Here is a 24,870-nt window from a genome sequence, read left to right on the forward strand (position 1 = left end):
GATGCTAGCCTGGGCGCTTTTCAAACGCGTATTTCTCGGTATCCACCTCGCCCTGGCCTTGCAATGCATAGCGGTCGCCGGCAATGGCTTCGGGCTTGAAGATGTCATCGAGCTCGGCCAGCAGCTCGGCGCCGAGATGGACGCGGCCACCGCGAATGTCTTCGTGCAGATGCTCCACGCTGGTGGTGCCGGGCAAGGCAATCACATGCTCGCCCTGGTGCAGCACCCAAGCGATGGCCAGCTCGGCCAGCGTGCAGCCGGCTTTTTCCGCCACGGCCTGCATGGGCGCCAGCAGGCGCAGATTCTGCGCATAGGCCTCGCCGGCAAAGCGCGGCATGGTGGCGCGGATATCGCCCTTGACCAGGTTGTCCACCTGCTGCAGCTTGCCGCTGAAGAAGGCGCGGCCCATGGGGCTGAAGGCTACATAGGCAATGCCCAGCTCCTTGCAGGCGGCGAGCGTGCCCAGCTCTGCATTGCGCGACCACAGCGAATATTCGCTTTGCAGCGCCGCAATCGGGTGCTCCTTGTGCGCGCGGCGCAGTGCATCGGCCCCCACTTCCGACAGGCCCAGGGCGCGAACCTTGCCCTCTTCCTTCAGACGCGCCATCTCGCCCACCGACTCCTCGATGGGCACATTCTTGTCCCAGCGATGCAGATAGTAGAGATCGATCACATCGGTGCCCAGGCGCTTGAGACTGTCTTCGCAGTTCTGGCGCAGGGTTTTGGGGCGACCGTCGATGACGCGGCGCATCACGCCGTCTTCGCCGCGCACGCCGGCCATGCCGCATTTGCTCGCCAGGGTGATGTGGTTGCGGTGGGGCTTGAGCACGGGACCGATCAGCGACTCACTGGCGCCAAAGCCATAGAGGGCAGCGGTGTCGAACAAGGTCACACCCGCATCCAGTGCCGCGTGCAGCACGGCGTGCGACTGCTCGGTAGAGACGGGGTTTCCGTAGGCATGGCAGAAATTCATGCAGCCCAGCGCGACATTGGCGACGCTGAATGGGCCGATTTTGCGGTTTTCCATTAACTTTCCTTAAGCATCCAAAGGCCTTCAACCGAACCAAGCGAGGGCGCAGGCCGCTATACAAGCTGGAGCAATATTATTCCAGCAGCTGCCTTCCGGTTCGTCGATGGCCGATGCCAAGCCAAAATAATGTCCGCATCGAAATCCGTGCTCGTCTGGTGCGTGCCCGGCACTGCCTCACTGCACTGCACTGCCAGGCACGGGCACGGGCACGGGCACGGGCACGGGCACGGGCACGGGCACGGGCGCAGAGGCAGGGCCGCATGCGCCGTCGCCGCATATGTGCACCAAAGGCTCAGGCTCTGGAGATACAGCGGTCAACGATGTCAGATAGCTGCGACAGCGCCGGCACATCCAGAAAGCCCGCCGCCGCATAGGCCGGATTCGGGTAGTCGTAATAGCCCTTGCCCGCCAGCATGCCAGTACGGCCCTTGTCCATCAACTGGGTCTTGACATATTCGGCATTGGCCAGCTGCTGCGCATCGCCCTGCAACTGCCCCCAGTAAATGGATACGTCATAGCAGGTCTTCATGCCCACGATGTCCATCATGCCGAACGGGCCCATGCGGGCACCGCGGTTGGCGATCAGGAAGGTGCGGTCCACATCCTCGGGTGTGGCGATTCCATTGGTCACCAGCGTCTGGGCGGCCTTGAGCAGTGCGGGGAACCAGGTGTTGATGACATAGCCGTTGTGCTCCGTGGCGATGGGAATCGGCACCATGCCGGTCTCGATGCCGAACCGGGTGACGGTCTCCTGCGTGGCCCGGGCCGTCGCTGCATGCGGCATGATTTCCACGACATTGGCCGACCAGATGTAGTTGGCGTAGTGCAGCGCGCAGAACTTCTCGGGCCGGCCCGTGGCAGCCGCGAAGTCGCTGGGCAAAAAGGTGGACGAGTTGGTGGCAACCACGGTATGGGCTGGCAGCAGCGGCGCCATCTGCTGATAGACGCCGGTCTTGACATCCGGGATCTCCGGAACGGCCTCGATGACCAGATCAGCCTTGGCCACGGCCCGGGCCATGTCCGTGGTAAAACTCAGACGCTGGCGCGTGGCCTCGATGTCGGCCTCGCCCGCACCGAGTTCTGCCAGATAGATGGCTGCGTACTGCGCCTGTGCGGCGCGGCAGCGCGCCAGCGCATCTTCCGAGATGTCGTAGACAACCACGGTTTTGCCCTTGAACGCGCTGTGCCAGGCAATCTGGCCACCCAGCACGCCCGAGCCCAGGACGGTCAAATGATTCACATGGGTCATATTGGTTTCCTCAACGGGTTTGCGATTTCAGCAGCCCGGCAAAGCGCTCGATGCTGCGCGTGATGACGGCCTGCGCGCCCGGCGACCAGCGGCCCATGTCGAAGAAGCCATGGATCATGCCCGCCCCTTCAATCAGCTCGGCCTGGCCACCTGCGGCGCGCAGTGCATGGGCATAGGCCGCTCCCTGATCACGCAGCGGATCGAACTCGGCATTCACGATCACGGCGGGCGGCAGGTTGGCCAGACTCTTGGCCTGCAGCGGTGCCAGGCGCGGATCCAGCGCATTGTGGGAGGTGCCGGCGTAATGGTTGTAGAACCAGGCCATGGTCTCGGCTTCCAGGAAATAGCCCTTGGCGTTCTGCTCGGCGCTGGCGTACTCGGCGGCGGCGTGGTCTACCGCGGGGTAGATGAGGAATTGCGCAGCCAGGGGAATGCCCCCATCGCGCAGCTGCTGCGTCACCACGGCGCAGAAGTTGCCGCCAGCGCTGTCGCCCGCCACGGCCACGATGGCACTGTCCCCCAGCTCATGCGCATTGGCAACCACCCATCTGGCGGCAGCCACGGCGTCCTCTATGCCTGCGGGGAAGGGATGCTCGGGGGCAAGCCGGTAGTCCACCGACACCACCACGGCCTGCGCGCCGCGGCAGATCTCTCGGCACATATTGTCATGCGTGTCCAGGTTGCCGATGACATAGCCTCCGCCGTGGAAATACGCCACGGTCGGAAAAGGCCCAGTGCCTTCGGGCCGATAGATGCGTGCGGCCACAGGGCCTGCGCCGCCGGGCACGGTGATGTCCTGAACGCTGGCCACGGGCACGATCTGCTCGGGTGTGAGCGAGCCACGGGTCAGCGCCAGATAGCCGGCGCGGCCCTCTTCGGGCGTACCGTCTGCGATGGCTTTCCTGTTGGCAGCGGCCAGTTGCTGCAGGACGCCGGCCAGATGTGGATCGAGAGCCATGGTTGAAGTCTCCTGTCGTTATAAAGAGTGAAAGAACGGATACGGGGCCGGACCTAGCGATAGGCCAAGGCATCGTCCTGCAGCGATGCGGCGGTCAGAGCCAAGCGTTCTTCGGCGTACTCCATGTCGTGCCTCCAGGGCTGGCGGTCGCCCTGGCCGAACATGGCATCTTGCGCACGCAGCACATAGCCGGCGTTGAAGTTGTCGGCCTCTATCCACGACAGGCGTTGCATGCCGGCATCGGCTGCGGCCACGATGGGCCGTACCTCGGCATGGCCGTGCTCGCGCATATGGGCAAGCAGGCGGCACACCCAGTCGCACACCAGGTCGCAGCGCAGCGTCCAGCTGGAGCGGAAGTAGCCCTGGGTGTAGGCCATGTTGGGCATGCCCTCGATCATCACGCCCCGGTAGGAGATGCGCTCGCGAAAATCCACCGGCGCGCCATCCACGCTGAACGCTATGCCGCCGAACAGCTTGAGATTGAAGCCTGTGGCAGTAACGATGATGTCGGCGTCCAGATGTCCGCCGCCGGTCAGCTGTATGCCGCCGGCATCGAAGCTCTCTATGGTGTCCGTCACCACCGAGGCCTTGCCCTCGCGCATGGCCTGGAAGAAGTCGCCGTCGGGCACCACGGCAATGCGCTGCTGCCAGGGGCGGTAGCTGGGATTGAAGTGCTTGTCGATGTCGAAGCCCTCGGGCAGGTGCGAGCGGATCTCTCCAAGCAGGAAGGCGCGCATCGCTTCGGGGTGCTGCCTGGAGGTTTGCACGATCTCGTCGGTGCGCGCGATGAAGGCGCGGCGCATGATCTCGTGGTACCAATCCTCGGGCAGGTTCAAAGGCTTGAGCAGCGGCACCAGCGGATGCTCGGACGCGGGCAGGAAAAAGGTGGGCGAGCGCTGCAGCATGGTCACATGGCCCGCATCCGGCGCCAGGCTCGGGATCAGCGTGGCCGCCGTGGCACCCGAGCCTATGACCACGATGCGCTTGCCCGTGTAATCCAGACCCTGCGGCCAGTGCTGCGGGTGAATGACTTGGCCCTTGAAGTCCTTGAGCGTCGGCCACTGCGGCGTATAGCCCTGGCCGTGGTCGTAATAGCCGGCGCAAACCCAGAGAAAACCCGTGGTGAAGGTCTGCACCTCGTCCGAGCCGCTTTGGGTGACTTCCAGCGTCCAGCGCCTGTCTTCGGACGACCAGCGGGCCGATTGCACCTTGTGGCCGTAGCGGATCAGCGGGGCCAGATCGTTCTCCTCAATGGTCTCGGCCAGGTAGTGGCGAATCTCATCGGCCGTGGCGATGGCATTGCCCGTCCAGGGCTTGAAGCCATAGCCATAGGTGAACAGGTCGCTGTCCGAGCGCGCACCCGGGTAGCGGTGCGTCCACCAGGTGCCGCCGAAGCTGTCCATGGCTTCGAGGATGGCGAGGCTGCGATCCGCGAACTGCTCACGCAGATGACGGGCCGCACCAATGCCGGAAATACCGGCGCCAATGATGAGAAAGTCGAAATGCTGTGCCATACCGGGTGTCTCCTGCTTGTCTGCTAGGGCGTGAGCCGACAGGAATGAGCAGGTATCACGGCCTTGAGGTGAAGCTCCAGCCTGGGCCCGACATGCATCAATCGTGTCTGTCACGCAGACATGCTAGGTCTAGCCCTCTGGCAAAACTTGTGTTTGCGCGACAGGATTTTGATGTTGAACGACATGCAGTACATACCCCGATGCCTGCCAAGCCCGCTGATTCCGCCGTCATGACCAGTGTCCGCGCCGCCTCGCTCGCGGGTTTCGAAGAATTGGTGCGCGCACAGGGCGGCGACCCCGCCGCCATCCTGCGCGCCTGCGGCCTGGTGCCGGAAGATCTGGCCGACCCCGAGCGCTACCTGCCCAGCCACGCCGTGGCCCTGGTCATAGAGGAAGCCGCCTGTGTGCTGGGCGTGCACGATTTCGGGCTGCGTCTGTGCGCCCGGCAAGGTGTCGAAACCCTGGGCCTGCTAGGACTGGCCATACAGTCCGCGCCCACTGTGCGCGAGGGCATGATGCAGGGCGGCAAGTATGTCCACTTCCACAACCCCACCCTGAGCTACAGAACCTTCATGGCGCCTGACGAGGGGCTTGAATGCGTGGAAGTGCTGTCACGCCTGCCCTCCCAGGCCCTCATGCCCCAGGGAACGGAAATCTGCGTGGCCTATATGTGCCGCCTGATCCATGTGCTGTCCGAAGGCGCGCTGCGCCCTGCGGCCATCCATCTGCGCCATGCCCCCGTGGGCAGCAGCGCGCAGTACAGGCGGCACCTGGGCCAGTTGCCGCGCTTTGGCTCCAGCTTTGACGGCATTGCCATCGACCCGCTGGCCTGGCGTCAGCCCATGCCTCGCCACAACCGGCTGCTGCAGCAGTTTGTCGAACGCTTCTTGCTGGGAGCCGCGCCAGGCAGGAATACCAGCATGACGGACCAGGTGCGCAGCGCGCTGGCCAATCTGGTTCGCATGGGCATGGCCGACCTGCCCTCGGCGGCACGCGCCCTGAGCCAGCACCCGCGCACCCTGCAGCGACGCCTGCAGGCAGAAGGCGCGGCCTTCGAGGATCTGCGCGATAGCGCGCGCAAGACCTGGGTGGCGCAATTGCTGGCGCAGCCCGACCTGAGTCTGGGCCATATCGCGCAATTGCTGGGGTATTCAGACCAGGCCGTGCTCACCCGAGCGTGCCAGCGCTGGTTTGGCCAATCCCCCCGTCAGCTGCGCCATCGTTCCTGGGAGGGATAGCCTCGGTATAGGGCCTGGATTCGGCCACACAAGAATGCGACTACGATCTCCTCGTGCAGCGACAGAGACTTTGCGCGATGAAACAAGCCCCCGCAGCCACAGGCTGCGGGGGCTTTCGTGCGGAGATGCGCCAGGCAATCAGTCCGCGCTGATCAATCCGCGTTCAGTTGCTGCTCCAGGTCGTGCAAGACCTTGTAGCAGTTGAACACCTGCTGCACGCTGGAGTTGGGTTCGCGGCCTTCACGGATGGCGGCGAAGAATTCGCGGTCCTGCAGCTCGATGCCGTTCATGGAGACATCGACCTGGGACACGTCGATCTTCTCGTCCTTGCCGGTGTACAGGTCGTCGTAGCGGGCCAGATAGGTGCCGGTGTCGCCGATGTAGCGGAAGAAGGTGCCCAGAGGGCCGTCGTTGTTGAACGACAGGCTCAGCGTGCAGATCGCGCCGTTGGCGGCCTTGAGCTGGATGCTCATGTCCATGGCGATGCCCAGATCCTTGTGGATGGGGCCTTGCACGGCATTGGCCTTGACGATGGGGCTGCCGGCCTGGTAGGCGAACAGGTCCACGGTATGGGCTGCATGGTGCCACAGCAGGTGATCGGTCCAGCTGCGGGCCTGGCCCAGTGCATTCATATTGGTGCGGCGGAAGAAGTAGGTTTGCACATCCATCTGCTGGATGTTGAACTCGCCGGCTGCTATCTTCTTGTGCACCCACTGGTGGCTGGGGTTGAAGCGGCGGGTGTGACCCACCATGGCCACCAGACCGGTCTGCTTTTGCAGCTCGGCCACTTCCTGCGCGTCCTTCAGGGCATCGGCCAGAGGGATCTCGACCTGCACATGCTTGCCGGCCTTCATGCAGGCAATGGCCTGCTCGGCATGCATCTGTGTGGGCGTGCACAGGATCACGGCATCGACTTCGGGCAGTGCCAGGCTTTCGGCCAGATCGGTTGCCACATGCTGGATGCCGTATTTGTCGGCCACTTCCTTGGTCTGGTCAAAGCGGCGACCGACCAGGGAGACGACTTCCACGCCGTCGATGTTCTTGATGCCGTCAAGGTGCTTGATGCCGAAGGCACCAGCGCCAGCCAGCGCTACTTTGATGGTCTTGCTCATGATTTGGGTCTCCGTAGAGCCGCCTCAAGGAGGCGAAGCCCCCCACTGGGGGGCGGTGGATACGCGAAGCAGCGAACGTGGTGAAACGTTCACTGATTCTCGAGGATCAGATGGCCCACAGCGGTGTTCGATGCGGGCACATGGTAGAAGCGGTGCGCCACCTTGGGCAGCGGTGCGGGGCCGTCCACATCGGACATGGCGCCGCGCGCGATCAGCCACATCACCAGCTCGATGCCTTCCGAGCCGGCTTCGCGCACATAGTCGATATGCGGCATCTGGGCCAGTCCGTGCGGGTTCTCGATCAGCAGGTCCAGGAACTGGTTGTCCCATTCCTTGTTGATCAGGCCGGCGCGCGCACCCTGCAGCTGGTGGCTCATGCCGCCCGTGCCCCAGATATGCACGTTGATGTCCTGGTCGTAGCTCTCCACGGCCTTGCGGATGGCGCGGCCCAGGTTGAAGCAGCGCTGGCCGGTGGGCACGGGGTACTGCACCACGTTCACGGCGAAGGGGATCACCGGGCAGGGCCAGGAGCCGGTCTTGGGGTCCTGCTCGCCACACATCAGCGACAGCGGCACCGTGAGGCCGTGGTCCACGTCCATCTTGTTGACGATGGTCAGGTCGAAGTCCTGCTGAATCACGGACTGGGCAATGTGGCTGGCCAGATCGGGATGGCCGACCACCTTGGGCACGGGACGCGGGCCCCAGCCTTCGTCGGCGGGCTGGAACTCGGCAGCCGTGCCGATGGCGAAAGTGGGAATGCAGTCCAGGCTGAAGGCCGTGGCATGGTCGTTGTAGACCAGGAAGATCACATCGGGCTTGTTGTCCTTCATCCACTGGCGGGAGAAGTCATAGCCCTTGAACAGGGGCGCCCAGTAGGCCTCCTGGGTCTTGCCCATGTCCATGGCAGCGCCGATGGCAGGCACATGCGAAGTAAAAACGGATGCGGTGATGCGTGCCATGTCTTAGTTGCCTTCCTTGTTCTGGTTGCCTGCGCTGCCCTGGGGTTGATGGTGTGCCTGAGCATCACCGTCCTCGCCCACGTAGCGATTGCCTTCGGCAGAGCGACCGCCGCCCATCATCATGGCGCGGTACTCTTCTTCGGTCATGCCGGTCATGGAGCCGGCCATCTGCTGGAAGCTCTTGCCGTCGGTGGCGCCGATCTTGGCCAGGAAGTAGATATTGCCGCCGGTGCGCATGCACCAGTTCAGATCGCGCGCCAGCACGGCCTGCTTCTGCTCCTCGGTCATCGCCCACTCGTCGAGATAGGCTCGCTCGTCGGCGCGAAAGCGCTCGCGGTTCTCGGCCTTCATCAGGCTCATGCAGAACTGGTTGAGCCAGTAGCCCTTGCGGGACTGCTCGGCATCGAAAATGATGGTGCCGGGCACGTCCAGATACGGTTTTTCCAAAGCCATAAATTCTCCTCGTTTACGGATGGCGCAGCCCATGCGACAAGGCTGCGACCTGTTTCCGGGTGTATGTGTCGCCGGAACTCCGTCAGACCTCTTCGGGCCAGTACAGACGCATGGGGTTGTCCACCAGCAGCTTTTGCTGCAGCTGCGCGGTGGGCGCGATATGAGGAATGAAGTCCACCAGCAGGCCGTCGTCGGGCATGTGGTCCTTCAGGTTGGGGTGCGGCCAGTCGGTGCCCCAGAGCACGCGATCTGGGAACTCCTCGACCACGCGGCGCGCGAACGGCACTACATCCTGGTAGGCGTTCTGCTCACCATGAAGGGCCTTGGGGCCGGTGACGGACAGGCGCTCGGGGCAGGACACCTTGCTCCACACGTTCTGGTGCTCGCGCATGAACTTCAGGAACAGGGCGAACTCTTCGCTGTCCACGCCCTTGGTGACGTCGGGACGGCCCATGTGGTCGACCACCACGGTGGTGGGCAGCGCGGTGAAGAAGTCCCACAGCTCGGGCAGATCCACGGCTTCGAAATAGATCACCACATGCCAGCCCAGCTTGGCGATGCGGCCGGCGATCTCCATCAGCTCGTCCTTGGGCGTGAAGTCCACCAGGCGCTTGACGAAGTTGAAGCGCACGCCGCGCACGCCGGCGTCATGCAGCTCCTGCAGTTCGGCATCGCTGATGGAGCGCTTGACGGTGGCTACGCCACGGGCCTTGCCGCCCGAGGACTTGCAGGCATCGACCATGGCGCGGTTGTCCGCACCGTGGCAGGTGGCCTGCACCACCACATTGCGTGCAAAACCCAGGTGGTCGCGCAGCGCATACAGCTGGGCCTTGCTGGCATCGCAGGGGGTGTACTTGCGCTCGGGGGCGAAGGGGAACTCGTTGCCAGGGCCGAACACATGGCAGTGTGCATCCACAGCGCCGGCAGGCAGCTTGAACTGGGGCTTGCTGGGGTTGGCGTACCAATCCATCCAGCCGGGAGTCTTTTCAAATTCGCTCATTTGTCTTTTCCTCGATGGTCTGTGAGTGGGCCATAGCCGCCAATACTGGCGCCGCACAACTCAGAGATGCCAAGCAAGAGCCGCCTCGCAGCGAGGGCATCGTCCCCCTCCGCATTGCCAAGCAAAGCGAGAGAGGGGGAAGGCGCGGGGCCGCCCAGGCGAAGCGACTCAGGGGGTGTTAGTCAATATATTTCAGGCCGGCCTTTTCCAGGGGCTCGCGCATCTTGTACATATCCAGGCCCAGGACGCCCGAAGCCAGCTTGGCGCGCTTTTCGCCTTCGAAGCTTTCACGCTTCTGGGCGGCGGCCAGCACTTCCACGGCACGCGCGGCAGGCACGCAGACCACGCCGTCGTCGTCGGCCACGATCACGTCACCGGGCGTGACCAGCATGCCGGCGCAGACGATGGGGATGTTGACCGAGCCCAGGGTGGCCTTGATCGTGCCCTTGGAAGAGATGGCCTTGCTCCAGACCGGGAAGTCCATCTCCTGCAGCGTCTTCACGTCGCGCACGCCGGCATCGATGATCAGCGCGCGTGCGCCGCGCGCCTGAAAGCTCGTGGCCAGCAGGTCGCCGAAGTAGCCGTCGGAACACTCGGCGGTAACGGCAGCAACCACGATATCGCCGGGCTGAATCTGTTCGGCCGCCACATGCATCATCCAGTTGTCGCCGGGCTGCAGCAGCACCGTGACGGCGGTGCCCGAGACCTGCTTGCCGGCGTAGATGGGGCGCATATAGGGCTTGAGCAGACCGACGCGGCCCATGGCCTCGTGCACGGTGGCGGAGCCCAGGGCGGCCAGGCCGTCAGCAGCAGCGCGGTCGGCGCGCTGGATATTGCGGTAGACAACTCCCAGTTCGTACATGGAAATACCTCTTTGCTAAGACGTTATTGAATCAAAAAAGTGAGCTGGCACCGCTGGTCATTCATCAGATCTGAATAGTTTTCTTGCTGAAAACATTTCATACCTTGCGATAGCAGCTCTTTTTTTGAGAAGTTACAGACCCTTGGCCTTCAGCGCCTTGTCCAGGCGCGTGAACACGCGGCGGGCATTGCCTTCGTAGACGGCGTGCTTTTCATCGGCGCTCAGGTTCTGCGTGGCTTCGATGTAGCGCTTGGTGTCGTCGTAGTAGTGACCGGTCTGCGGATCGATGCCGCGCACGGCGCCGATCATTTCGCTGGCGAACAGAATGTTCTTGGTGGGGATCACTTCCGTCAGCAGATTGATGCCGGGCTGGTGGTAGACGCAGGTGTCGAAGTAGATGTTGTTCAGCAGATGCTCTTCCAGCAACGGCTTCTTCATCTCCTGCGCCAGACCGCGGAAACGGCCCCAGTGGTAAGGCACGGCGCCGCCGCCATGGGGAATCAGGAACTTCAGGGTCGGGAAGTCCTTGAACAGATCCGAAGTCAGGCACTGCATGAAGGCCGTGGTGTCGGCATTCAGATAGTGGCTGCCCGTGGTGTGGAAGCAGCTGTTGCAGCTGGTGGAGACGTGGATCATCGCGGGGATGTCGTACTCCACCATCTTTTCGTAGATGGGGTACCAGCTCTTGTCGGACAGCGGGGGCGAAGTCCAGTGGCCGCCCGAGGGGTCGGGGTTCAGGTTGATGCCGACGTTGCCGTATTGCTCGACACACTTGACCAGCTCGGGAATGCAGGTTGCCGGGTCCACGCCGGGCGACTGGGGCAGCATGGCGGCGGGAATGAAGTGGTCGGGGAACAGCTCGCTGACGCGGAAGCACAGCTCGTTGCAGATGGCGGCCCAGGTGCTGGAGGTCTGGAAGTCACCGATGTGGTGCGCCATGAACGAGGCACGGGGGCTGAAGATGGTCAGATCGGAACCACGCTCCTTCATCAGGCGCAGCTGATTGGTTTCGATGGTCTCGCGGATTTCATCGTCGCTGATCTTCAGATCGGCCACCGACGGGGTCTTGCTCGGGTCCTTGAGGCCGGCGATCTGCAGATCGCGCCATGCGCCCAGGGCCGCAGGCGCCGTGGTGTAGTGACCGTGTACGTCAATGATCATCTTCAAGCTCCGTTAAAAATAATTCGTCAATCAAAAAGTTCAGTGCGCGCCGCCCAGGCCCAGCATGGAGGTGCGCGGTGCGCCGCCGGCATAGCGGTTCTTGACCAGCAGCGCCAGCGCGGCGATGACACCGGGAATGGCCACCACCATGAAGACCTGCGGCAGCTCCAGGTGACGGCGCGACAGCTCGGCCACCAGGAAAGAGCCGGCAATGCCGCCAAAGCGGCCGATGCCCAGCATCCAGGACACACCGCTGGCGCGGCATTCCGTGGGGTAGTACTCGGCAGCCAGCGCCTGCATGGACGACTGTGCCGCATTCATCAGCAAACCGGCAATGAAGACCGAAGCCACCAGCATACCCACGCCTCCGCCGAGCACCTGGCCGATGAAAGCCACGCCCAGGCTGGTCAGGAAGTAGCCCGTCGCAATGATCAGATTGGCATTCCAGCGGTCCATCAGCAGACCGACGAAGATCGCGCCCACGCCGCCGAGCTGGAACAGCGCAGCAATCACGGCCGCCTGGCTGGCGGGCACGCCTGCCTCCTTGAACAGCACAGGCATCCAGTTGACCAGGCCATAGACAATCACCAGGCCCATGAAATACGTCACCCACAGGGCCAGCGTGCCGACCAGATACTTCTGCGAGAACACCAGACGCAGGCCCTGAGGACCCTGCTGTGCCTGGGCGGCCGCCTCGCCGCCGTCGTTCAGCACAAAACGCGCTGCATTGCGGGTGCCGGCGGCGATGCGCACCATCACCTTGCGCACGCGGTCTGCCGAGTAGTTCTTGAGCACCATGAAGCGCACTGACTCGGGCAGCATCACGATCATCAGCACGGCCAGGATCAGGGGCACCACGCCGCCCACGATCAGCAGGCTGCGCCAGCCGAAATGCGGAATCATCCAGGCCGCGATAAAGCCGCCGAAGGCCGAACCGATGGGGAAACCGCAGAACATGCAGTTGGTGATGAAGGAACGCTTGCTGTCAGGGCAGTATTCGTTCATCAGCGTGATGGCGTTGGGCATGGCGGCGCCAAGACCCAGGCCGGTGATGAAGCGCCAGATGGTCAAAGCTTGCAGGTCGTGCACCAGACCCGAAGCAATCGATGCACCGCCCATCACCACCGCAGCGATGATCAGCACGGTCTTGCGGCCCACGCGGTCCGCCAACGGACCCGCGCCCAGAGCGCCGAACGCCAGGCCGAACAGGGCTGCGCTCAGCACCGGGCCCAGATGGGACTTGTCGATGCCCCATTCGCCGAGCAGCGAAGGCGCGATGAAGCCGATGGCTGCGGTATCAAAACCGTCGAGCAGAACAATCAAAAAACAGAGGAAAAAAATCCCCCACTGGAAGCGCGAAAACGGGCTCTCGTTGAGCACGGTCTGCACGTTGACGACCCCCGGGCCGGTGTTCTGTTTGCTAGTTTGCGAAGTCATATTTGGAATCTCAGTTGCCTCTCTTTGTCGCCTCTATCTCCTGTCTCGCGGCTGGCGCCAAAGCCTCAAAGGCATCTGGTACGTCCGTCACGAAAGGGCTATGACTGCCCTTTTGCTGGATGGGGTGTCAGTGCCAGGCCCCCGCCTGGACACGAATCAATTCAAGCGGGCTCCATGCCCTGGCGGCGCTTGGCCGCTTCGGCTTCAGGCGAAGCCATGAAGGCCAGCAGACGCTGCACGGCATCCGCATGGGCCGAGCCCGTAACAACGCCGGCAGAAAACACCGTATCGATGGCAATCGCAGCAGGCAGGCCGCCCACGATGCGAATGCCTTCGACATGGATCAGCTCGCTCAGCTGCTGAAATCCCAGCGCCACTTCGCCCGAAGCAATCATGGAGCCCACGGGTACACCGGGCCTGGCCTGCACGATGCGGGACTTGATCTCGTCGGCAATGCCCCAACGCTCGAACAGCTTTTGCAGTGCCACACCGCTGGGGCCGGTGGAATAGCCAATGCTGGGCGCGGCCAGCACGGCAGCGCGCACGGCCTCTTCAGAACTGATATCGGGCTGCTCCGCAGCAGCAGGCACGGCCACGGCAGTACTGGAGAGCACCAAGTCCACCTTGCTGCCTGCAACCACACGGCCGGCGGCCTGCAGCTTGTCGATGGCGTTGGAGGCCAGGAAGACCACATCAAAGGCCTCTTCACCGGACTGCACACGCTGCGCGGCATCCACACCGCCCACGGATTCGATCTGCACCGGCTCGCCGCCCTGGGCCTGCCAGGCTGCAACCAGATCCGCCAGGACCTGGCGGGTTGCCATGGAAGAAATGCCATTGAGTGCTGCGCTCATGCCGGAAGACTCCTGAAGTGGATGCCATGGCTGCCCCGCGATCTCGAATGCCGCGTCCCGGCCATCGAGGCCTTTCAAGCCACTCCCGTCACGCTGCGGGCAGACTGCACCGGCAGGACGGGGCGCTCGACAGGGCGTGCATCAGGGCAACCATCTAGTCAAAACGAATGAGACTATTGTCGGCAGCCCCGCGCCCTCCCACTAGGCAAGCCCTCCGCTAGCAGCTATGCCGCAAAGGCATAGCAAAGTGCTTGCTCATAACACGTATAAATACCCACAAACAAAGCGCAAAGCCAATAAAAGGAAAAGGCTGAATGCTATTTTTTTAATAGCACTCAGCCTTCATTGCTGCGCATAAGCAACAGTGAATTTAGTGGTTAACCCCTAATTCAGTCATCATGGCGTCCATGCCCACGCCCGTGACCATGACCACGCCCCCGGTCATCGCGATCATGCCTGTCCCAGTCACGTCGATCGCGGCGATCGTCTCTGTCCCAGTGCCTATGATCCCGGCGGTCGTCATGCCAGTCGCGTCGCTCGTGGTGGTGGCGCGGCGGAGGTCCTGCACGCCAATGGGGTGGCGGATTGCGCAGGAAATAGACCGGCTGGCCGCAGGCGTGGTAGCGGCCGCAGTAGCGGCGCCAGTTGCGCGAATGGCCGGGCGGCACCCACATATAGATGGGCTGCACCTGCGGCACTACCGGGCCGCCCCACATCGGCTGGGCATACAGCAGCGGCGGTGGTGCATTACCGATATTGACCTGACCGTAAACCCCGGGCGCCAGCTGCCCCGAGATGGAGCCGCTGATATAGGCCTGCGCCTGGGCGGCACCCGCTGCGCAAACCAGCGCCAAGACTGCCAGGCTGCGGATGAGTGAAGTGCGATTGGACATATGTCTCCATGCTCGATATAGATCACCGTGGGCCGGCGAGATCGCGCTTCGTCCCGGAAACGCTTCAGTCCTTAACGCGCCAGAGCCGAATCTCGCTGACCCGGACCGTGCATGAAGCGTAATGAGGCGTAATGAGCTCATCCGGCTCATGGGCTGGATGGCCTGCAGCCCCGTCACCTGATCGTCTGGCCCTGCAGACCTTTTTTCAGAATCAGATCCACCACGGGCTGCTCGCGCTTGTTGGCACGCATGCAGTGATCCTTCTGGAAGTGATCGGTGATCCGGATGACCCAACGCGCCCAACGCTTGTTCTCGCGTTCGCGCCAGGCATGCGATGACACGCTTTCCCAGGCATAGCCATTGAGCACTGCCGCATTGACAAAATGGTCCAGCGCACGCACTCCGGCCCTGCCCCGCTCCGTCTTGCCGAACAGGCCGACCCAGCAAAGAATCAGCCAGCCCACGACCGCCAGCGGGACGACTGCACACATCAGCGCAAAACCTGCCAGGCGCTCCTTCATGCAGCCTCTCTCTTGCGCAAATTGATGCGTACGCCATTTTCGGAGCGAATCGTCAGCCGCCCCACGGGCTGCGGCACATGGCCTGCCGCCGGCAGGATTTCATAGCGCTGCAGCAGGCAGGCCAGAATCAAGACCGCCTCCTGCAAGGCAAATGCAGCTCCCAGACAGACGCGCGGGCCCATACTGAAAGGCATGTAGGCGTGTTTGATGGCTTCCTTGTCCTCCTCACGGTCAAAGCGATCCGGGTCGAAGGCATCGGGGTTCTTCCACCATTTTCGGTGGCGCTGCAGCAGCCAGGGCGCCACCACCACCGTGCTGCGCTCCTTCAGCTGCTTGCCCCTGATAGGGCAGGACTGAACATTCTCCCGGGCGAAGAAGCCCACAGGGGGAAACAGGCGCAAGGTCTCCCGAAAGATATTCCAGACCTGAGAGAAGCTCTTCATGTCCGCCTGCTGCGGCAGACGATCGCCAACCACCTCCACCACTTGCTCGTAGGCACGCTGCTGTATATCGGGTGACTGGGCCAGAAGATAACTGGCCCAGGTCAGCGCGCTGGCCGAAGTTTCATGCCCTGCCAGAAACAGCATGGCGACCTGATTGACCAACTCTTCCTCGTTGAAAGGCTCGCCGGTGTTCGGATCCTTGGCCTGCATGAAGGCGGCAAGAATATCCTCCTGCTCCTCGGCCTCCCCCTTCAAATGCGCTTCATAGCGCGGCTTGATCATGGCGTGCAGCAAGCCACGAATCTCCCTGGCCGCCTGGTTGCTCTGCCAGCGATACCAGGGCATGGTCAACCAGCGTGCTCCGAACAGCGCAGGCAGCATGAGCTTGGGCGCCAGTGACTGATAGCGGGCAAATGCCTCGAAGATGCGATGCGCATCCGGCCCCTGCATGGGCTTGGAGAAAATCGTGCGGAAAATGATGTCGGCCGTGACATGGGTCATCTCGATCTCGATGTCGTACGGCTGCCCCTCCTCCACGGCATCCAGGCGCTCCAGCATGGATTGCGCGGCTCCCAGCATGCGCGGGAAAGCGACGTTCACGCGCGCCTGGGCGAACGCGGGGTTCATCATGGTGCGCTGACGCTGCCACTGCTCTCCATTGGTCGTGAAGATGCTGTCCCCCAGCAAAGGCTCCAGCGATTCATGCAGCAGATGGCTTTTGGGAAACTGCTGCGCCTCGCTCTGCATGACTCTCTTGACCTCTTTGATGTCATTGAGCATGTAGAGATCCACGCCGGGCAGATGGACCTCGCCCATCTGCATGCTGTAGCTGCGCTCGAACAGGGCGTCCATCCAGGAGCGCCGCGCATGCCAGAACATGCGCAGCTTCGATGTCTGCTCGGGGTGGGGCTTGGGATAAACGGGACAGAAACGACTCATCGCACCAATTTCCTCTCTATGTAGTCATGCATCGGACCGGCGCTGGTGAGTAACTCGAAATAATCATAGGCACCGGCAACTTCGCCGGCCATCAGATACTGAAAATGCATGCGCATCTTGTTCCTGCGCAACCAACGGTAGGTTGTCGGCAAAAACAGCTTGTGAAAGCGCGGGGAGCATATCGCCTGCGGATTGAATCCCCACTGCGGCCGGCGCTTGCTGGAATCAGCAACGGAGTTGACGGCCGAGGCCCCATCCTTGCGCCCATCTTCGCGCAACGACAGCCCCACTACATCGCACATGCCGAAACACACGCTATCGCTGGGAGAAGAAATATCGGCCCAGTACACCGCTTCGTCCATGGCGACCTCACGCAAGGTTTGCCGCAATGCGCCAGCGCCGGGAAACAGCCCGAACAACGGAATGCAATTGCCCAGGGTGACCAAGCTCACCAGCGGCTTGCGAGAAGCGTGTGAGGATAACGGATCTTCAGCCAGCTTACGGCGAAGCGCCTGTGTCAGCTTCAGAGCCTGCACACTGCCGACACTGAAGCCGACCACGACCACCTCGCGCCAACGCTGCTGCTGCATGGCCTGCGCCACCTCAGCGGCCATCGCCTCGATACGAGCATCCAGCACGGGAAATGATTTCCCGGAACTGGCATGGGCAAAGTTCAAAATTCTCAAAAGCCAGCTGATATGCAGATACCGGTCCAGCACAAAGCCGCCCCAGCAAGCGGCAGCAAGCACCAAAAGCATCAGCGCGAATGCGCCTGCTTTCGGCAAAGCGTCCCATAGATTAACGAGCAAAGAGCCCATGCCGATTCCGGCCAGCAGCACCAACAGCACATAAAACAGCGGGTACATCAGCGCCCACAAAGTAAAGCGCGCCTGCTCTCGTACAGGTTTCAGCCACTGCCTCAAATTCCAGATGGAAACATAGGTGCCCAGGGCCTGGCGAAAGACTTCCGCTCGACTTTGGGGCCAATGAAGACGAACCTGATCGTGCCAGTCAAAGAAAACAAAATCGGCAGATGCAGTGTTTTCGGAATCCTTCTGAGAAACCCGCCATTGAGAATGCAATGATTTTTCTTGTGCGGCCTCACCCTCAGTCCACTTTTCTCTGCTGCCAATCGCGTATTTTCGATCCGTGGAAGCCACCGGCTGCTTTTGCGACTCGGCGCGCATCAACTGGTGATAATGCCTTGCTCCACGCGGATCAAAGCCGCCCATGAAGATCACCAGGCGCTCGCAATCACTTGTCTTCCCGGAAGACTCGAATGAGATATTCTTTTCGCTGCTAGTCATTGCACTCCGGGAAACGGCCCCCTCTCCATACCAAGGCTTATTCGACAGAGGCTACCCCCTGCAGCATAGAAGGCATGGCATTGGCCTGATTTTCCTGCCGGGAAACGAATGCCGGCTCCACAGCCTCTTCCGGCCAAAGCAAAGGATCCACCGACGGACCGCCTCCCCACAGGCGCTGCGCCATCTGGCCATCCAGCGCGGCCCCGCAACGCCATGAGACCGCCGAAAGCCGGCGGTAGAAACTGCCATTGATCTGCGTGCACTCTATCAAGGCCTTGCGAAAGCGCGAGAGCATATCCTGATCAGGAATGGCCTGATGGGCCCGAAACCAGAAGTCGCGCATCTTGCCCTGAAAGGTCAAGCCTTCCAGGTCATACAAGGCATTGCCGCAGACCTTGACGGGAGCACCATGACCCAAGGCCGAAAGACCGGTCGTGCTGTTGACCAGCACCACTCCCTTGGCACTTTTGAGCAACGTAGGCAGGTGCTGATCATGGATGTAGAACACCTTGCCCTGCAAACCATGGCGCCGCGCCAGCAAACGAATGATATTGGCGTAGTTCCGATGGCCGCGATCCATGGGGTGGTGCTTGAATACCACCACGTCATCTCCAATGGATTTCCCACCTTCGGGCACACCGTTCATGCGCTCCAGCGCCTGCGCCCTGGAAAATGAATGCAAAACGTGATTGATGAAATCTGTCACGAAATCATAGTTCGAGTGAACCACGATCTGGGCATCGTTATATACCTGCAACGGAGCCAGGAAGAATTTCTTGCGCAAATCTCCAAGCAGCAGATTCTCGATTTCCTTTTCCGTGCGGCGATACCAGAATTTACGCAGATAACTCAGCCACCACCAAGGCGCATCCCTCACGGTCATGCTTCTGTGATGCAGGGAGTTATTCCAGAACCACTGCCCCAGCCAGGCAGCAAAGAAATACAGCATGCCCCACATGGCCGAATGCCAGAATGAATTCCCGACCTTCTTCCATGACTCCGTCACCGGTCCATTCGGATGAGAGCGCTGTGGCGTAGTCTCTTGATGCGCCCTCTGTTTAAGCCATATGGCCAGTCTCTTTTCAAAATGAGAATGCCCGTTGACGCCCATGGGCTCAAAGGTGATGTGGTCGGGCCGCAGATAGCCTTCTTCAAACACGCCAAAGGCACAACCCAGACGCTCCGTCATGGAGCGCACGCACGCATGCACAGGCCGGCAATCGCCGAACAGCAGTACCGCGTCAATCCGGTGCCTGATGATGAAGGCCTCCAGAACCTCGGGCCACTGTGCCAACTCCCCCTTAAACGAATGGGCCTTACGCGGATAGAACAGCCAATCCCCTGCATTGAAGTTGAACTTGAAAACAGTCGCCCCCACCGAGCGCAAGTCCTTGGCCAGGTTCCAGAAAAAAGGCCCTACCGGGCCTTGTAGCAACAAAACACGTTTAGACGCAAATCCACTCTTGTTCTTCATGCGGTAGGAACTGCGGGCTGTCAGGCCGCTTGATATCTTTATGGAGGCGTCATGAAGCATGACCGCCCTATTTTAGGGGTTTCACCGAGAGAAACCTGTGCACATCACGGCACGTTGACAACAAATCGATGAAAAATAATTGCAAAAAAAGGTAAGTATCACCAATCCGACAAAATCGACTGAAGCAATACCTTGGATTTGCGCCATTGCCGCCTCAACCAGCCGGACTTCAGGCCCTGCAAACTGCCCGACTGCTCCAGGGCGGTACGTTGCTCAAGCAAACGCCTGAGCACTGCTTCGCAGCTTGTGTAGCCTCTGAGCACCGGATCCCAGTACAGGGGGTAGTGCAGCAGCGCCCCGGCAACCAGCTCGTCCAGAGACAGCGAGCGGCTGCGGCGCGGCACGGGCAGACAGTCCTGCGTGAGGCCCCAACCAGCGTAGAACGGCCGCCCGTGCACCACCACTTGCTTGTTGCGCAGCAAGGCATCAAAGCCGGTCAACGAAGTCATGGTCGCCACCACATCGCAGGCCTCAATACAGCTCACCACTGAAGCGTCTTGCTCAATGTGGTCGGCATACCGCAAAGCCTGAGCCGGCTCTACACGCCCCTTGCGATTGCCGCTGCTCACATCAGGGTGCGGCTTGAAGACAATGAAAGCATCCGGAAATGCTGTGCGTGCCGCCTGGATCAGACCCAGATTCGTGCAAACACCCTCGGCGTCGCAGCCAAAGCGAATGGATGCGTCGTCCTCCACCTGACCCGGCACCAGCACCACTTGCCGACCATCCTTCGGACGGTCCTTGTGGAACCAGTCCACCGGGCAATTGGGCTCCAGGTTGTACTTGGTGATGCCGTGCTCGACGATGAAGGCGCGCACATTGCGCGCACGCTCCAGGTCCTGCGCCGTGAATGTCCGGGTATTGAGCAAATCCTCCAGCTCCGAAGGCTGGCCCGGATCGAAATAAATGCCCTTGGCGTCCAGCACAAAGGACTGCGGCGGGATCAGGTCGGAACCCAGCCCCACGGAGCGCACAAAGCCGTCCTCCATGCGAAGCAGGCGCACGCCCGATGCCGCAGCCAGTTCCTGCACTCCTTCGGGTGGAACACGACCCCAGCAGACCAGACAGTCATCTCTTTCGGGCTTCAGCGCGGCAGCAGCATTCGCGCTGCGTGCGTGAACAACTCGCTTTGCGTGCAAGGACAGCATCTGCCGAAAATTCCAGGCACGCCAGCGCGGAAAACCTACGCAAATCATCCGACCCGAGTAACGTCGTGCCATCTCCCGCTGCCTATCCAGCCAGACCGTCACATCTGCGATGGAGCCCAACTGCCTTGTTTCAGGATTCAGATATCGGGTGTAGTGCATATAACCGGCGGCAAACAACTCGTCCACCGAGCGCCTGCGCCCGGCCCGGCGCCCCATGGCTGCATGCTGCGGCTGGCGATCATCCGTCACTCCCCAGCCCGAATACCAGGGCACGCCAAAGCAGACCACCGGCTTGCTGGCAAGCAAGGCCTCAAAGCCCATGGTGGAGCTGACCACATAGACCTTGTCCATCTGAGCGATCAGGCTCATCGGGTTGACGGCGTCACGCAGCACCACCGTACGGGCATCGGGCTGCACACGCGTCAGATAACCACTCTTGCGGCCCGAAGTCACTTCAGGGTGGGTCTTGACATAGACAGTGGCCTGCGGATTTTCGTCCAGCGCTGCCGCCAGCATGGCTTCAAAGGTAGCGGCATCCGCCCCACCCTTGGCCACACTCATATCTCCAGCCGTCTGGTCCACCACCAGAACCCGCTGAACATCATCAGCGCGCAATACACCTGTGGGCAGATCCGGTGCATGGTTGTATTTGCTTAGCCCAGCGAACAACAATTTCTCGCGGGCCTGCCGCACGAGCGCGGCATCTGGTGTGAGCACATCGGCATCGCTGCTCAGCAGGTGCTCCAATGCACTGGGTCGCGTGCAATCGTAGTAAATGCCTGCATCATCGACCACCAATGACAACGGCGGGAAATGCTCTCCCGTGCCGAAGGAGCGCAGAAAGCCATCCTCCAGCGCCACATAAGGCAACCCATGCTTGCCTGCATAGGCCACAGCCTTCCGAGTAGTTGGGCGCAGGCCCCAGCCAGCCACAACATCAACCGAAGCAGCGTGCCACGCGCGCAAGCGCACCGGTGTGGCCTTTAGCAACACCGCAAGCAGAGGAAGACGAAGTATTCCTCTCGAAAAAATGCCAATTCTTTCCGACACCAGGCTCTCACATAAAAGCGGGTTTACGGTCTGCCGCCGGCACGCAGCACCTGTTGCCGGACCTGATCCTGCGCGGCCCTGACCTGCTCTGGCTTGACACAGATCTCCTCAGGCGCGGCAAAGAGACGGCCAGCAGACAAAGCCTCCAGATCCAGGGGCAGGCTAGGTGCCTTGCCGTGGCGCAAACAGTCCAGATGCCAGCTCGCCCAAGCCTCCCAGTAAGCCAGCCGCTGTGGCGAAACACCGGCATCCGAGTAGCCTGTGTCTTCTGCCGTCATCAGCGAACCCACCCGGTGCGAACCCAATGCCAGCGGCTTCGCAATGCGCTTGACGGCAGTTTTTCCAAACACCAGCCTCAGCCGTGCATGAAACTCACTGTCCGCTCCCGTTCTCACGCAGTCCCAGGCACCCATGCGCTGCAACACCAGCTCACGCCGAAACATCGGTGAAGAGGGATTCAGGCGCATCAAGGTATGCACGGGACGGGCATAGAAAACGCCATCATCCTGCATACGCACCCAATGCGAAGTTGTTGCCACCAGCGAAGCGTCTTCCAACAAGGGGCGCACCTGCATTTCGATCTTCAACGGGTGCGACCAATCGTCAGAATCGTGACATGTCACAAACTCTCCGCGTGCAAGCTGCAAACCCATGCTTTTGGCCAGGTATGTACCGCCATTCGTTTGCAGCCGCAGCAGCTTCACGCGTGCGTCTTTTTTCGCCCACGTCTCCACCAACTCGGGGGTGTCATCAGTGCTGGCATCATCCACCACGATGATCTCCAGATTGCGATAGGTCTGATTCAACAGGGACTCGATCGCCACCGATGCTCTCGCGCCGGTCTGGAACGTCGTCATCAAGACCGAAACCAAAGGGCCATCCGCCGCTGCCGGCAAGTCGGGCAATTTCACATTGCATGGGCTTGGTGCCTCATGCGGATTACGCAATGCCAACGGCGGCAGGCCATAAGCAGCAAAAAAAAGATTGAGCCGTTCCAGTTGCTGCTCTGGCCGATCAGGCTCCGCCATCGTCTGATAGAGAAACAACTCTGGATAGCGTGCTGCCAGACCGCTGTTTCGGGCACCGGCCAACAGCTCGCGCGCGCGCTGAGTCTGGTTTGTACGCAACAAAAGCGCAGCATGCAGAGCTGGAGATGCGGCCTCTTGCACAGACTCCAGCAATTGCAGAGCCTCTACAGGCATGAAAGGCGCCAAGGCATCGGCCAATGCGACGCGCAAGCGCGCCGGAGTCCCCCGCCATTGCGCCGCCGCCAGCATCTTGCGCGCCCTGTCATGCTGGCCGCATGCGGCCAGAGAAACCACGGCAGGCATCACATGGCGCCTGCGACCCGGCTGCAGCGGCAGCGCCGCCACCGTGGCATACATGCCCATCCGGTAATGCGCCCAGGGCACCCAGCTATTAAGTCCACTCAAAGAGCTAGTTCCAGCCTCGGCCAGGGCTCGGGCAAAATCCCCGCGCAGCAGATGCAGGAAACCACGCAGGACCTTCATCAGACTTGTTCCGTTTCGGAAAGGCAATACGCCATCAATCCCGCCGTGGAAACGTCAAGCCCCGACAGATCGCCAGAATCCATGCGCGTGCGCAAATCCTTGGCCAGCGTCTTGCCCAACTCCACCCCCCACTGGTCAAAGCTGTTGATGCCCCATATCGTGCCTGCCACAAACACCCGGTGCTCATGCAGAGCCAGCAAGGCGCCCAGCGACTCGGGGGTCAATGCATCCAGCAACATGAAGGTGCTGGGGCGATTGCCCGGAAAATCCTGATGGCCGGCCAGTTGCTCTGGGCCAGCCTTGCTTCCCTGCATCAGCGCCTGAGCCTGGGCCAGTGCATTGGCCAGCAAGGCCTCCTGATGCTCGGGCAAGCCATGGGCCGCCGTGCGCGCGGCAATGAATTCCACCGGAATACGCTGGGTTCCCTGGTGCAGCCACTGAAAGAAAGCATGCTGGCCATTGCTGCCAGGCTCACCCCACACCATGCCGGTTGTTGGATAGCCTACGGGCGTGCCATCTGCACGCACCTGTTTGCCATTGCTCTCCATCTCTAGCTGCTGCAGATAGGCCGGCAGTCGGCGCAAGCCGTGGTGATACGGCGCAACGCAGCGCCCCGGCATGCGCAGAAAACTGCCGTACCACACATCCAGCAAACCCAGCCATACCGGCGCGTTGCGCTCTAGTGGTGCCTGGGCAAAGTGCGCATCCATCTCCACTGCACCGGCCAGTAAACGCTCGAAAACCGCAGGCCCAACGGCCAGAGCCACCGGCAATCCCACTGCAGACCAGATGGAAAAACGCCCGCCAATCCCCTCCGGGATATGCAGCGTCTGGGTGAAGCCGCTCTGTCGAGCCAGGTCCTCGCGCGAAGACACGGCCACAAAATGATCCGGCCAATGCAGGTCGCCCGCCGCGCATACCCAGGCCTTTGCCGATGCCATATTGCGCTGCGTCTCGGCCGTGGACCAAGACTTCGAAGCCACAATAAACAATGTCCGCGCAGGCTCCAGCCCTTGAAGCGCCTGGTGCAAATCATGTCCATCCATATTGGACACCACGTGCACACGCGGCCCGCCTACGCACCAGGGTTGCAGTGCCTGCAGTAACAGTTCAGGCCCCAGGCCCGAGCCACCAATGCCAATATGCACCACATCCGTGAAACGGGCCTGGTCACGCAACTGCTGCGCCAACGTCAGCATGGCGCGCAAGCCTGCATGGCATTCTTCCTCTGGCCTGGAGCAGCCCTGCGGTGCCAAAGGAGCACGCAAACGCACATGCAAAGCCGGACGCTGCTCTGTTTCGTTCACCACAGCCCCGGCATACAAGGCATCACGCCGCTGTGCCAAACCAGCCTCCCTGGCCAATTGCAGCAAAGCCTCCAGCACAGCCTCATCCCAGAAGGATTTGGAGCAATCCAGCAAAACATGAGGTGCCTGCAGGCTCAAATGTTCAAAACGAGACACCTGCCCTAGCGCGTCGACCAGACTCAACTCAGTCCCGCAAGTGCTGGCCAAGGCCTGCAGTTTTTTCCAGACACCAGGTCGCGCTGCCTCATCAATGGCTTTCATTTCCACTCTCCCTGCTCACAGCGCACCATGGCTTTTTCGAAAAGCTTTTCAGCACACATTCACAAAATAAAAAATAAATAAAAGACTTCCAGTCCCTATTCATCAAGGACCAGAAGCCTTTTTGAATAG

General features: G+C 61.4%; 21 protein-coding genes. 1 reads left to right on the forward strand and 20 read right to left on the reverse strand.

The genetic code is table 11. The features are described 5' to 3' along the window. Positions 1-4 precede the first annotated feature (4 nt). From F0P97_RS15980 to F0P97_RS15995, 4 genes are all read right to left on the reverse strand, one after another. Complete coding sequence (locus tag F0P97_RS15980; protein ID WP_182283079.1) at positions 5-1,027, reverse strand: aldo/keto reductase; 1,023 nt, start codon at positions 1,025-1,027, stop codon at positions 5-7. Between the two features lie 295 nt (positions 1,028-1,322). Continuing rightward, complete coding sequence (locus F0P97_RS15985) at positions 1,323-2,279, reverse strand: 3-hydroxyacyl-CoA dehydrogenase (protein ID WP_182283080.1); 957 nt, start codon at positions 2,277-2,279, stop codon at positions 1,323-1,325. Positions 2,280-2,289: 10 nt separating this feature from the next. After that, positions 2,290-3,237, reverse strand: coding sequence for an alpha/beta hydrolase (locus tag F0P97_RS15990; RefSeq protein ID WP_182283081.1), 948 nt, complete (start codon positions 3,235-3,237; stop codon positions 2,290-2,292). Between the two features lie 53 nt (positions 3,238-3,290). After that, the gene (locus tag F0P97_RS15995; RefSeq protein WP_182283082.1) at positions 3,291-4,751 is read right to left on the reverse strand and encodes a flavin-containing monooxygenase; all 1,461 of its coding nucleotides are present in this window, start codon (positions 4,749-4,751) and stop codon (positions 3,291-3,293) included. A gap of 230 nt (positions 4,752-4,981) precedes the next feature. Between F0P97_RS15995 and F0P97_RS16000 the strand changes: the two genes are divergently transcribed. Then, entirely contained in the window at positions 4,982-5,989 is a 1,008-nt protein-coding gene (locus F0P97_RS16000; RefSeq protein WP_232537954.1) for an AraC family transcriptional regulator, read from the forward strand. A 152-nt stretch (positions 5,990-6,141) separates the two neighbouring features. Here the strand turns inward: F0P97_RS16000 and F0P97_RS16005 are convergent, their stop codons facing one another. The 16 genes from F0P97_RS16005 to pgi all read right to left on the reverse strand — a co-directional run bounded on the left by F0P97_RS16005 (position 6,142) and on the right by pgi (position 24,741). Next, the gene (locus F0P97_RS16005; protein ID WP_182283084.1) at positions 6,142-7,101 is read right to left on the reverse strand and encodes a Gfo/Idh/MocA family oxidoreductase; all 960 of its coding nucleotides are present in this window, start codon (positions 7,099-7,101) and stop codon (positions 6,142-6,144) included. A gap of 89 nt (positions 7,102-7,190) precedes the next feature. Beyond that, positions 7,191-8,060 (reverse strand): class III extradiol dioxygenase subunit beta, encoded by an 870-nt coding sequence (locus tag F0P97_RS16010; protein ID WP_012838736.1) that lies wholly within the window; start codon positions 8,058-8,060, stop codon positions 7,191-7,193. Positions 8,061-8,063: 3 nt separating this feature from the next. Beyond that, positions 8,064-8,513, reverse strand: a complete 450-nt coding sequence (gene ligA, locus F0P97_RS16015; protein WP_046460217.1) for a protocatechuate 4,5-dioxygenase subunit alpha — start codon at positions 8,511-8,513, stop codon at positions 8,064-8,066. A gap of 82 nt (positions 8,514-8,595) precedes the next feature. Then, the gene (locus F0P97_RS16020; RefSeq protein WP_182283085.1) at positions 8,596-9,513 is read right to left on the reverse strand and encodes an amidohydrolase family protein; all 918 of its coding nucleotides are present in this window, start codon (positions 9,511-9,513) and stop codon (positions 8,596-8,598) included. A gap of 178 nt (positions 9,514-9,691) precedes the next feature. Then, positions 9,692-10,375: a 4-carboxy-4-hydroxy-2-oxoadipate aldolase/oxaloacetate decarboxylase gene (gene ligK / locus F0P97_RS16025; protein ID WP_003075867.1), complete on the reverse strand. Its 684-nt coding sequence runs from the start codon at positions 10,373-10,375 to the stop codon at positions 9,692-9,694. Between the two features lie 132 nt (positions 10,376-10,507). Continuing rightward, positions 10,508-11,536 carry an amidohydrolase family protein gene (locus F0P97_RS16030; RefSeq protein ID WP_182283086.1) on the reverse strand — a complete coding sequence of 343 codons (1,029 nt, stop codon included), beginning with the start codon at positions 11,534-11,536 and terminating at the stop codon, positions 10,508-10,510. Positions 11,537-11,575: 39 nt separating this feature from the next. Further along, entirely contained in the window at positions 11,576-12,973 is a 1,398-nt protein-coding gene (locus F0P97_RS16035; protein ID WP_182283087.1) for an MFS transporter, read from the reverse strand. Between the two features lie 161 nt (positions 12,974-13,134). Further along, positions 13,135-13,827, reverse strand: coding sequence for a substrate-binding domain-containing protein (locus tag F0P97_RS16040; protein WP_182283088.1), 693 nt, complete (start codon positions 13,825-13,827; stop codon positions 13,135-13,137). Between the two features lie 389 nt (positions 13,828-14,216). Beyond that, positions 14,217-14,720: a hypothetical protein gene (locus F0P97_RS16045; protein ID WP_012838741.1), complete on the reverse strand. Its 504-nt coding sequence runs from the start codon at positions 14,718-14,720 to the stop codon at positions 14,217-14,219. A 173-nt stretch (positions 14,721-14,893) separates the two neighbouring features. Then, complete coding sequence (locus F0P97_RS16050) at positions 14,894-15,241, reverse strand: hypothetical protein (protein WP_003067549.1); 348 nt, start codon at positions 15,239-15,241, stop codon at positions 14,894-14,896. Continuing rightward, positions 15,238-16,623 carry a cytochrome P450 gene (locus F0P97_RS16055; protein ID WP_012838742.1) on the reverse strand — a complete coding sequence of 462 codons (1,386 nt, stop codon included), beginning with the start codon at positions 16,621-16,623 and terminating at the stop codon, positions 15,238-15,240. The genes F0P97_RS16050 and F0P97_RS16055 overlap by 4 nt, the downstream gene beginning before the upstream one ends. Then, positions 16,620-17,930, reverse strand: coding sequence for a hypothetical protein (locus F0P97_RS16060; RefSeq protein WP_182283089.1), 1,311 nt, complete (start codon positions 17,928-17,930; stop codon positions 16,620-16,622). The genes F0P97_RS16055 and F0P97_RS16060 overlap by 4 nt, the downstream gene beginning before the upstream one ends. A gap of 37 nt (positions 17,931-17,967) precedes the next feature. After that, positions 17,968-19,404, reverse strand: a complete 1,437-nt coding sequence (locus F0P97_RS16065) for a capsule biosynthesis protein (protein WP_232537955.1) — start codon at positions 19,402-19,404, stop codon at positions 17,968-17,970. A gap of 158 nt (positions 19,405-19,562) precedes the next feature. Beyond that, positions 19,563-21,662, reverse strand: a complete 2,100-nt coding sequence (locus tag F0P97_RS16070; RefSeq protein WP_182283091.1) for a capsular polysaccharide biosynthesis protein — start codon at positions 21,660-21,662, stop codon at positions 19,563-19,565. A 23-nt stretch (positions 21,663-21,685) separates the two neighbouring features. After that, positions 21,686-22,939 carry a glycosyltransferase family 2 protein gene (locus F0P97_RS16075; RefSeq protein ID WP_232537957.1) on the reverse strand — a complete coding sequence of 418 codons (1,254 nt, stop codon included), beginning with the start codon at positions 22,937-22,939 and terminating at the stop codon, positions 21,686-21,688. A 233-nt stretch (positions 22,940-23,172) separates the two neighbouring features. Then, positions 23,173-24,741 (reverse strand): glucose-6-phosphate isomerase, encoded by a 1,569-nt coding sequence (pgi, locus tag F0P97_RS16080; protein ID WP_182283093.1) that lies wholly within the window; start codon positions 24,739-24,741, stop codon positions 23,173-23,175. Positions 24,742-24,870: the final 129 nt, after the last annotated feature.

The sequence above is a fragment of the Comamonas testosteroni genome (assembly GCF_014076415.1).
GTDB classification, from domain to species: domain Bacteria; phylum Pseudomonadota; class Gammaproteobacteria; order Burkholderiales; family Burkholderiaceae_C; genus Comamonas; species Comamonas testosteroni_F.

Coding starts and splice junctions, on each gene's coding strand:
- F0P97_RS15980 (WP_182283079.1), bottom strand. CDS start 1,027: ATGGAAAACCGCAAAATCGGCCCATTCAGCGTCGCCAATGTCGCGCTG.
- F0P97_RS15985 (WP_182283080.1), bottom strand. CDS start 2,279: ATGACCCATGTGAATCATTTGACCGTCCTGGGCTCGGGCGTGCTGGGT.
- F0P97_RS15990 (WP_182283081.1), bottom strand. CDS start 3,237: ATGGCTCTCGATCCACATCTGGCCGGCGTCCTGCAGCAACTGGCCGCT.
- F0P97_RS15995 (WP_182283082.1), bottom strand. CDS start 4,751: ATGGCACAGCATTTCGACTTTCTCATCATTGGCGCCGGTATTTCCGGC.
- F0P97_RS16000 (WP_232537954.1), top strand. CDS start 4,982: ATGACCAGTGTCCGCGCCGCCTCGCTCGCGGGTTTCGAAGAATTGGTG.
- F0P97_RS16005 (WP_182283084.1), bottom strand. CDS start 7,101: ATGAGCAAGACCATCAAAGTAGCGCTGGCTGGCGCTGGTGCCTTCGGC.
- F0P97_RS16010 (WP_012838736.1), bottom strand. CDS start 8,060: ATGGCACGCATCACCGCATCCGTTTTTACTTCGCATGTGCCTGCCATC.
- ligA (WP_046460217.1), bottom strand. CDS start 8,513: ATGGCTTTGGAAAAACCGTATCTGGACGTGCCCGGCACCATCATTTTC.
- F0P97_RS16020 (WP_182283085.1), bottom strand. CDS start 9,513: ATGAGCGAATTTGAAAAGACTCCCGGCTGGATGGATTGGTACGCCAAC.
- ligK (WP_003075867.1), bottom strand. CDS start 10,375: ATGTACGAACTGGGAGTTGTCTACCGCAATATCCAGCGCGCCGACCGC.
- F0P97_RS16030 (WP_182283086.1), bottom strand. CDS start 11,536: ATGATCATTGACGTACACGGTCACTACACCACGGCGCCTGCGGCCCTG.
- F0P97_RS16035 (WP_182283087.1), bottom strand. CDS start 12,973: ATGACTTCGCAAACTAGCAAACAGAACACCGGCCCGGGGGTCGTCAAC.
- F0P97_RS16040 (WP_182283088.1), bottom strand. CDS start 13,827: ATGAGCGCAGCACTCAATGGCATTTCTTCCATGGCAACCCGCCAGGTC.
- F0P97_RS16045 (WP_012838741.1), bottom strand. CDS start 14,720: ATGTCCAATCGCACTTCACTCATCCGCAGCCTGGCAGTCTTGGCGCTG.
- F0P97_RS16050 (WP_003067549.1), bottom strand. CDS start 15,241: ATGAAGGAGCGCCTGGCAGGTTTTGCGCTGATGTGTGCAGTCGTCCCG.
- F0P97_RS16055 (WP_012838742.1), bottom strand. CDS start 16,623: ATGAGTCGTTTCTGTCCCGTTTATCCCAAGCCCCACCCCGAGCAGACA.
- F0P97_RS16060 (WP_182283089.1), bottom strand. CDS start 17,930: ATGACTAGCAGCGAAAAGAATATCTCATTCGAGTCTTCCGGGAAGACA.
- F0P97_RS16065 (WP_232537955.1), bottom strand. CDS start 19,404: ATGAAGAACAAGAGTGGATTTGCGTCTAAACGTGTTTTGTTGCTACAA.
- F0P97_RS16075 (WP_232537957.1), bottom strand. CDS start 22,939: ATGCTGGCGGCGGCGCAATGGCGGGGGACTCCGGCGCGCTTGCGCGTC.
- pgi (WP_182283093.1), bottom strand. CDS start 24,741: ATGAAAGCCATTGATGAGGCAGCGCGACCTGGTGTCTGGAAAAAACTG.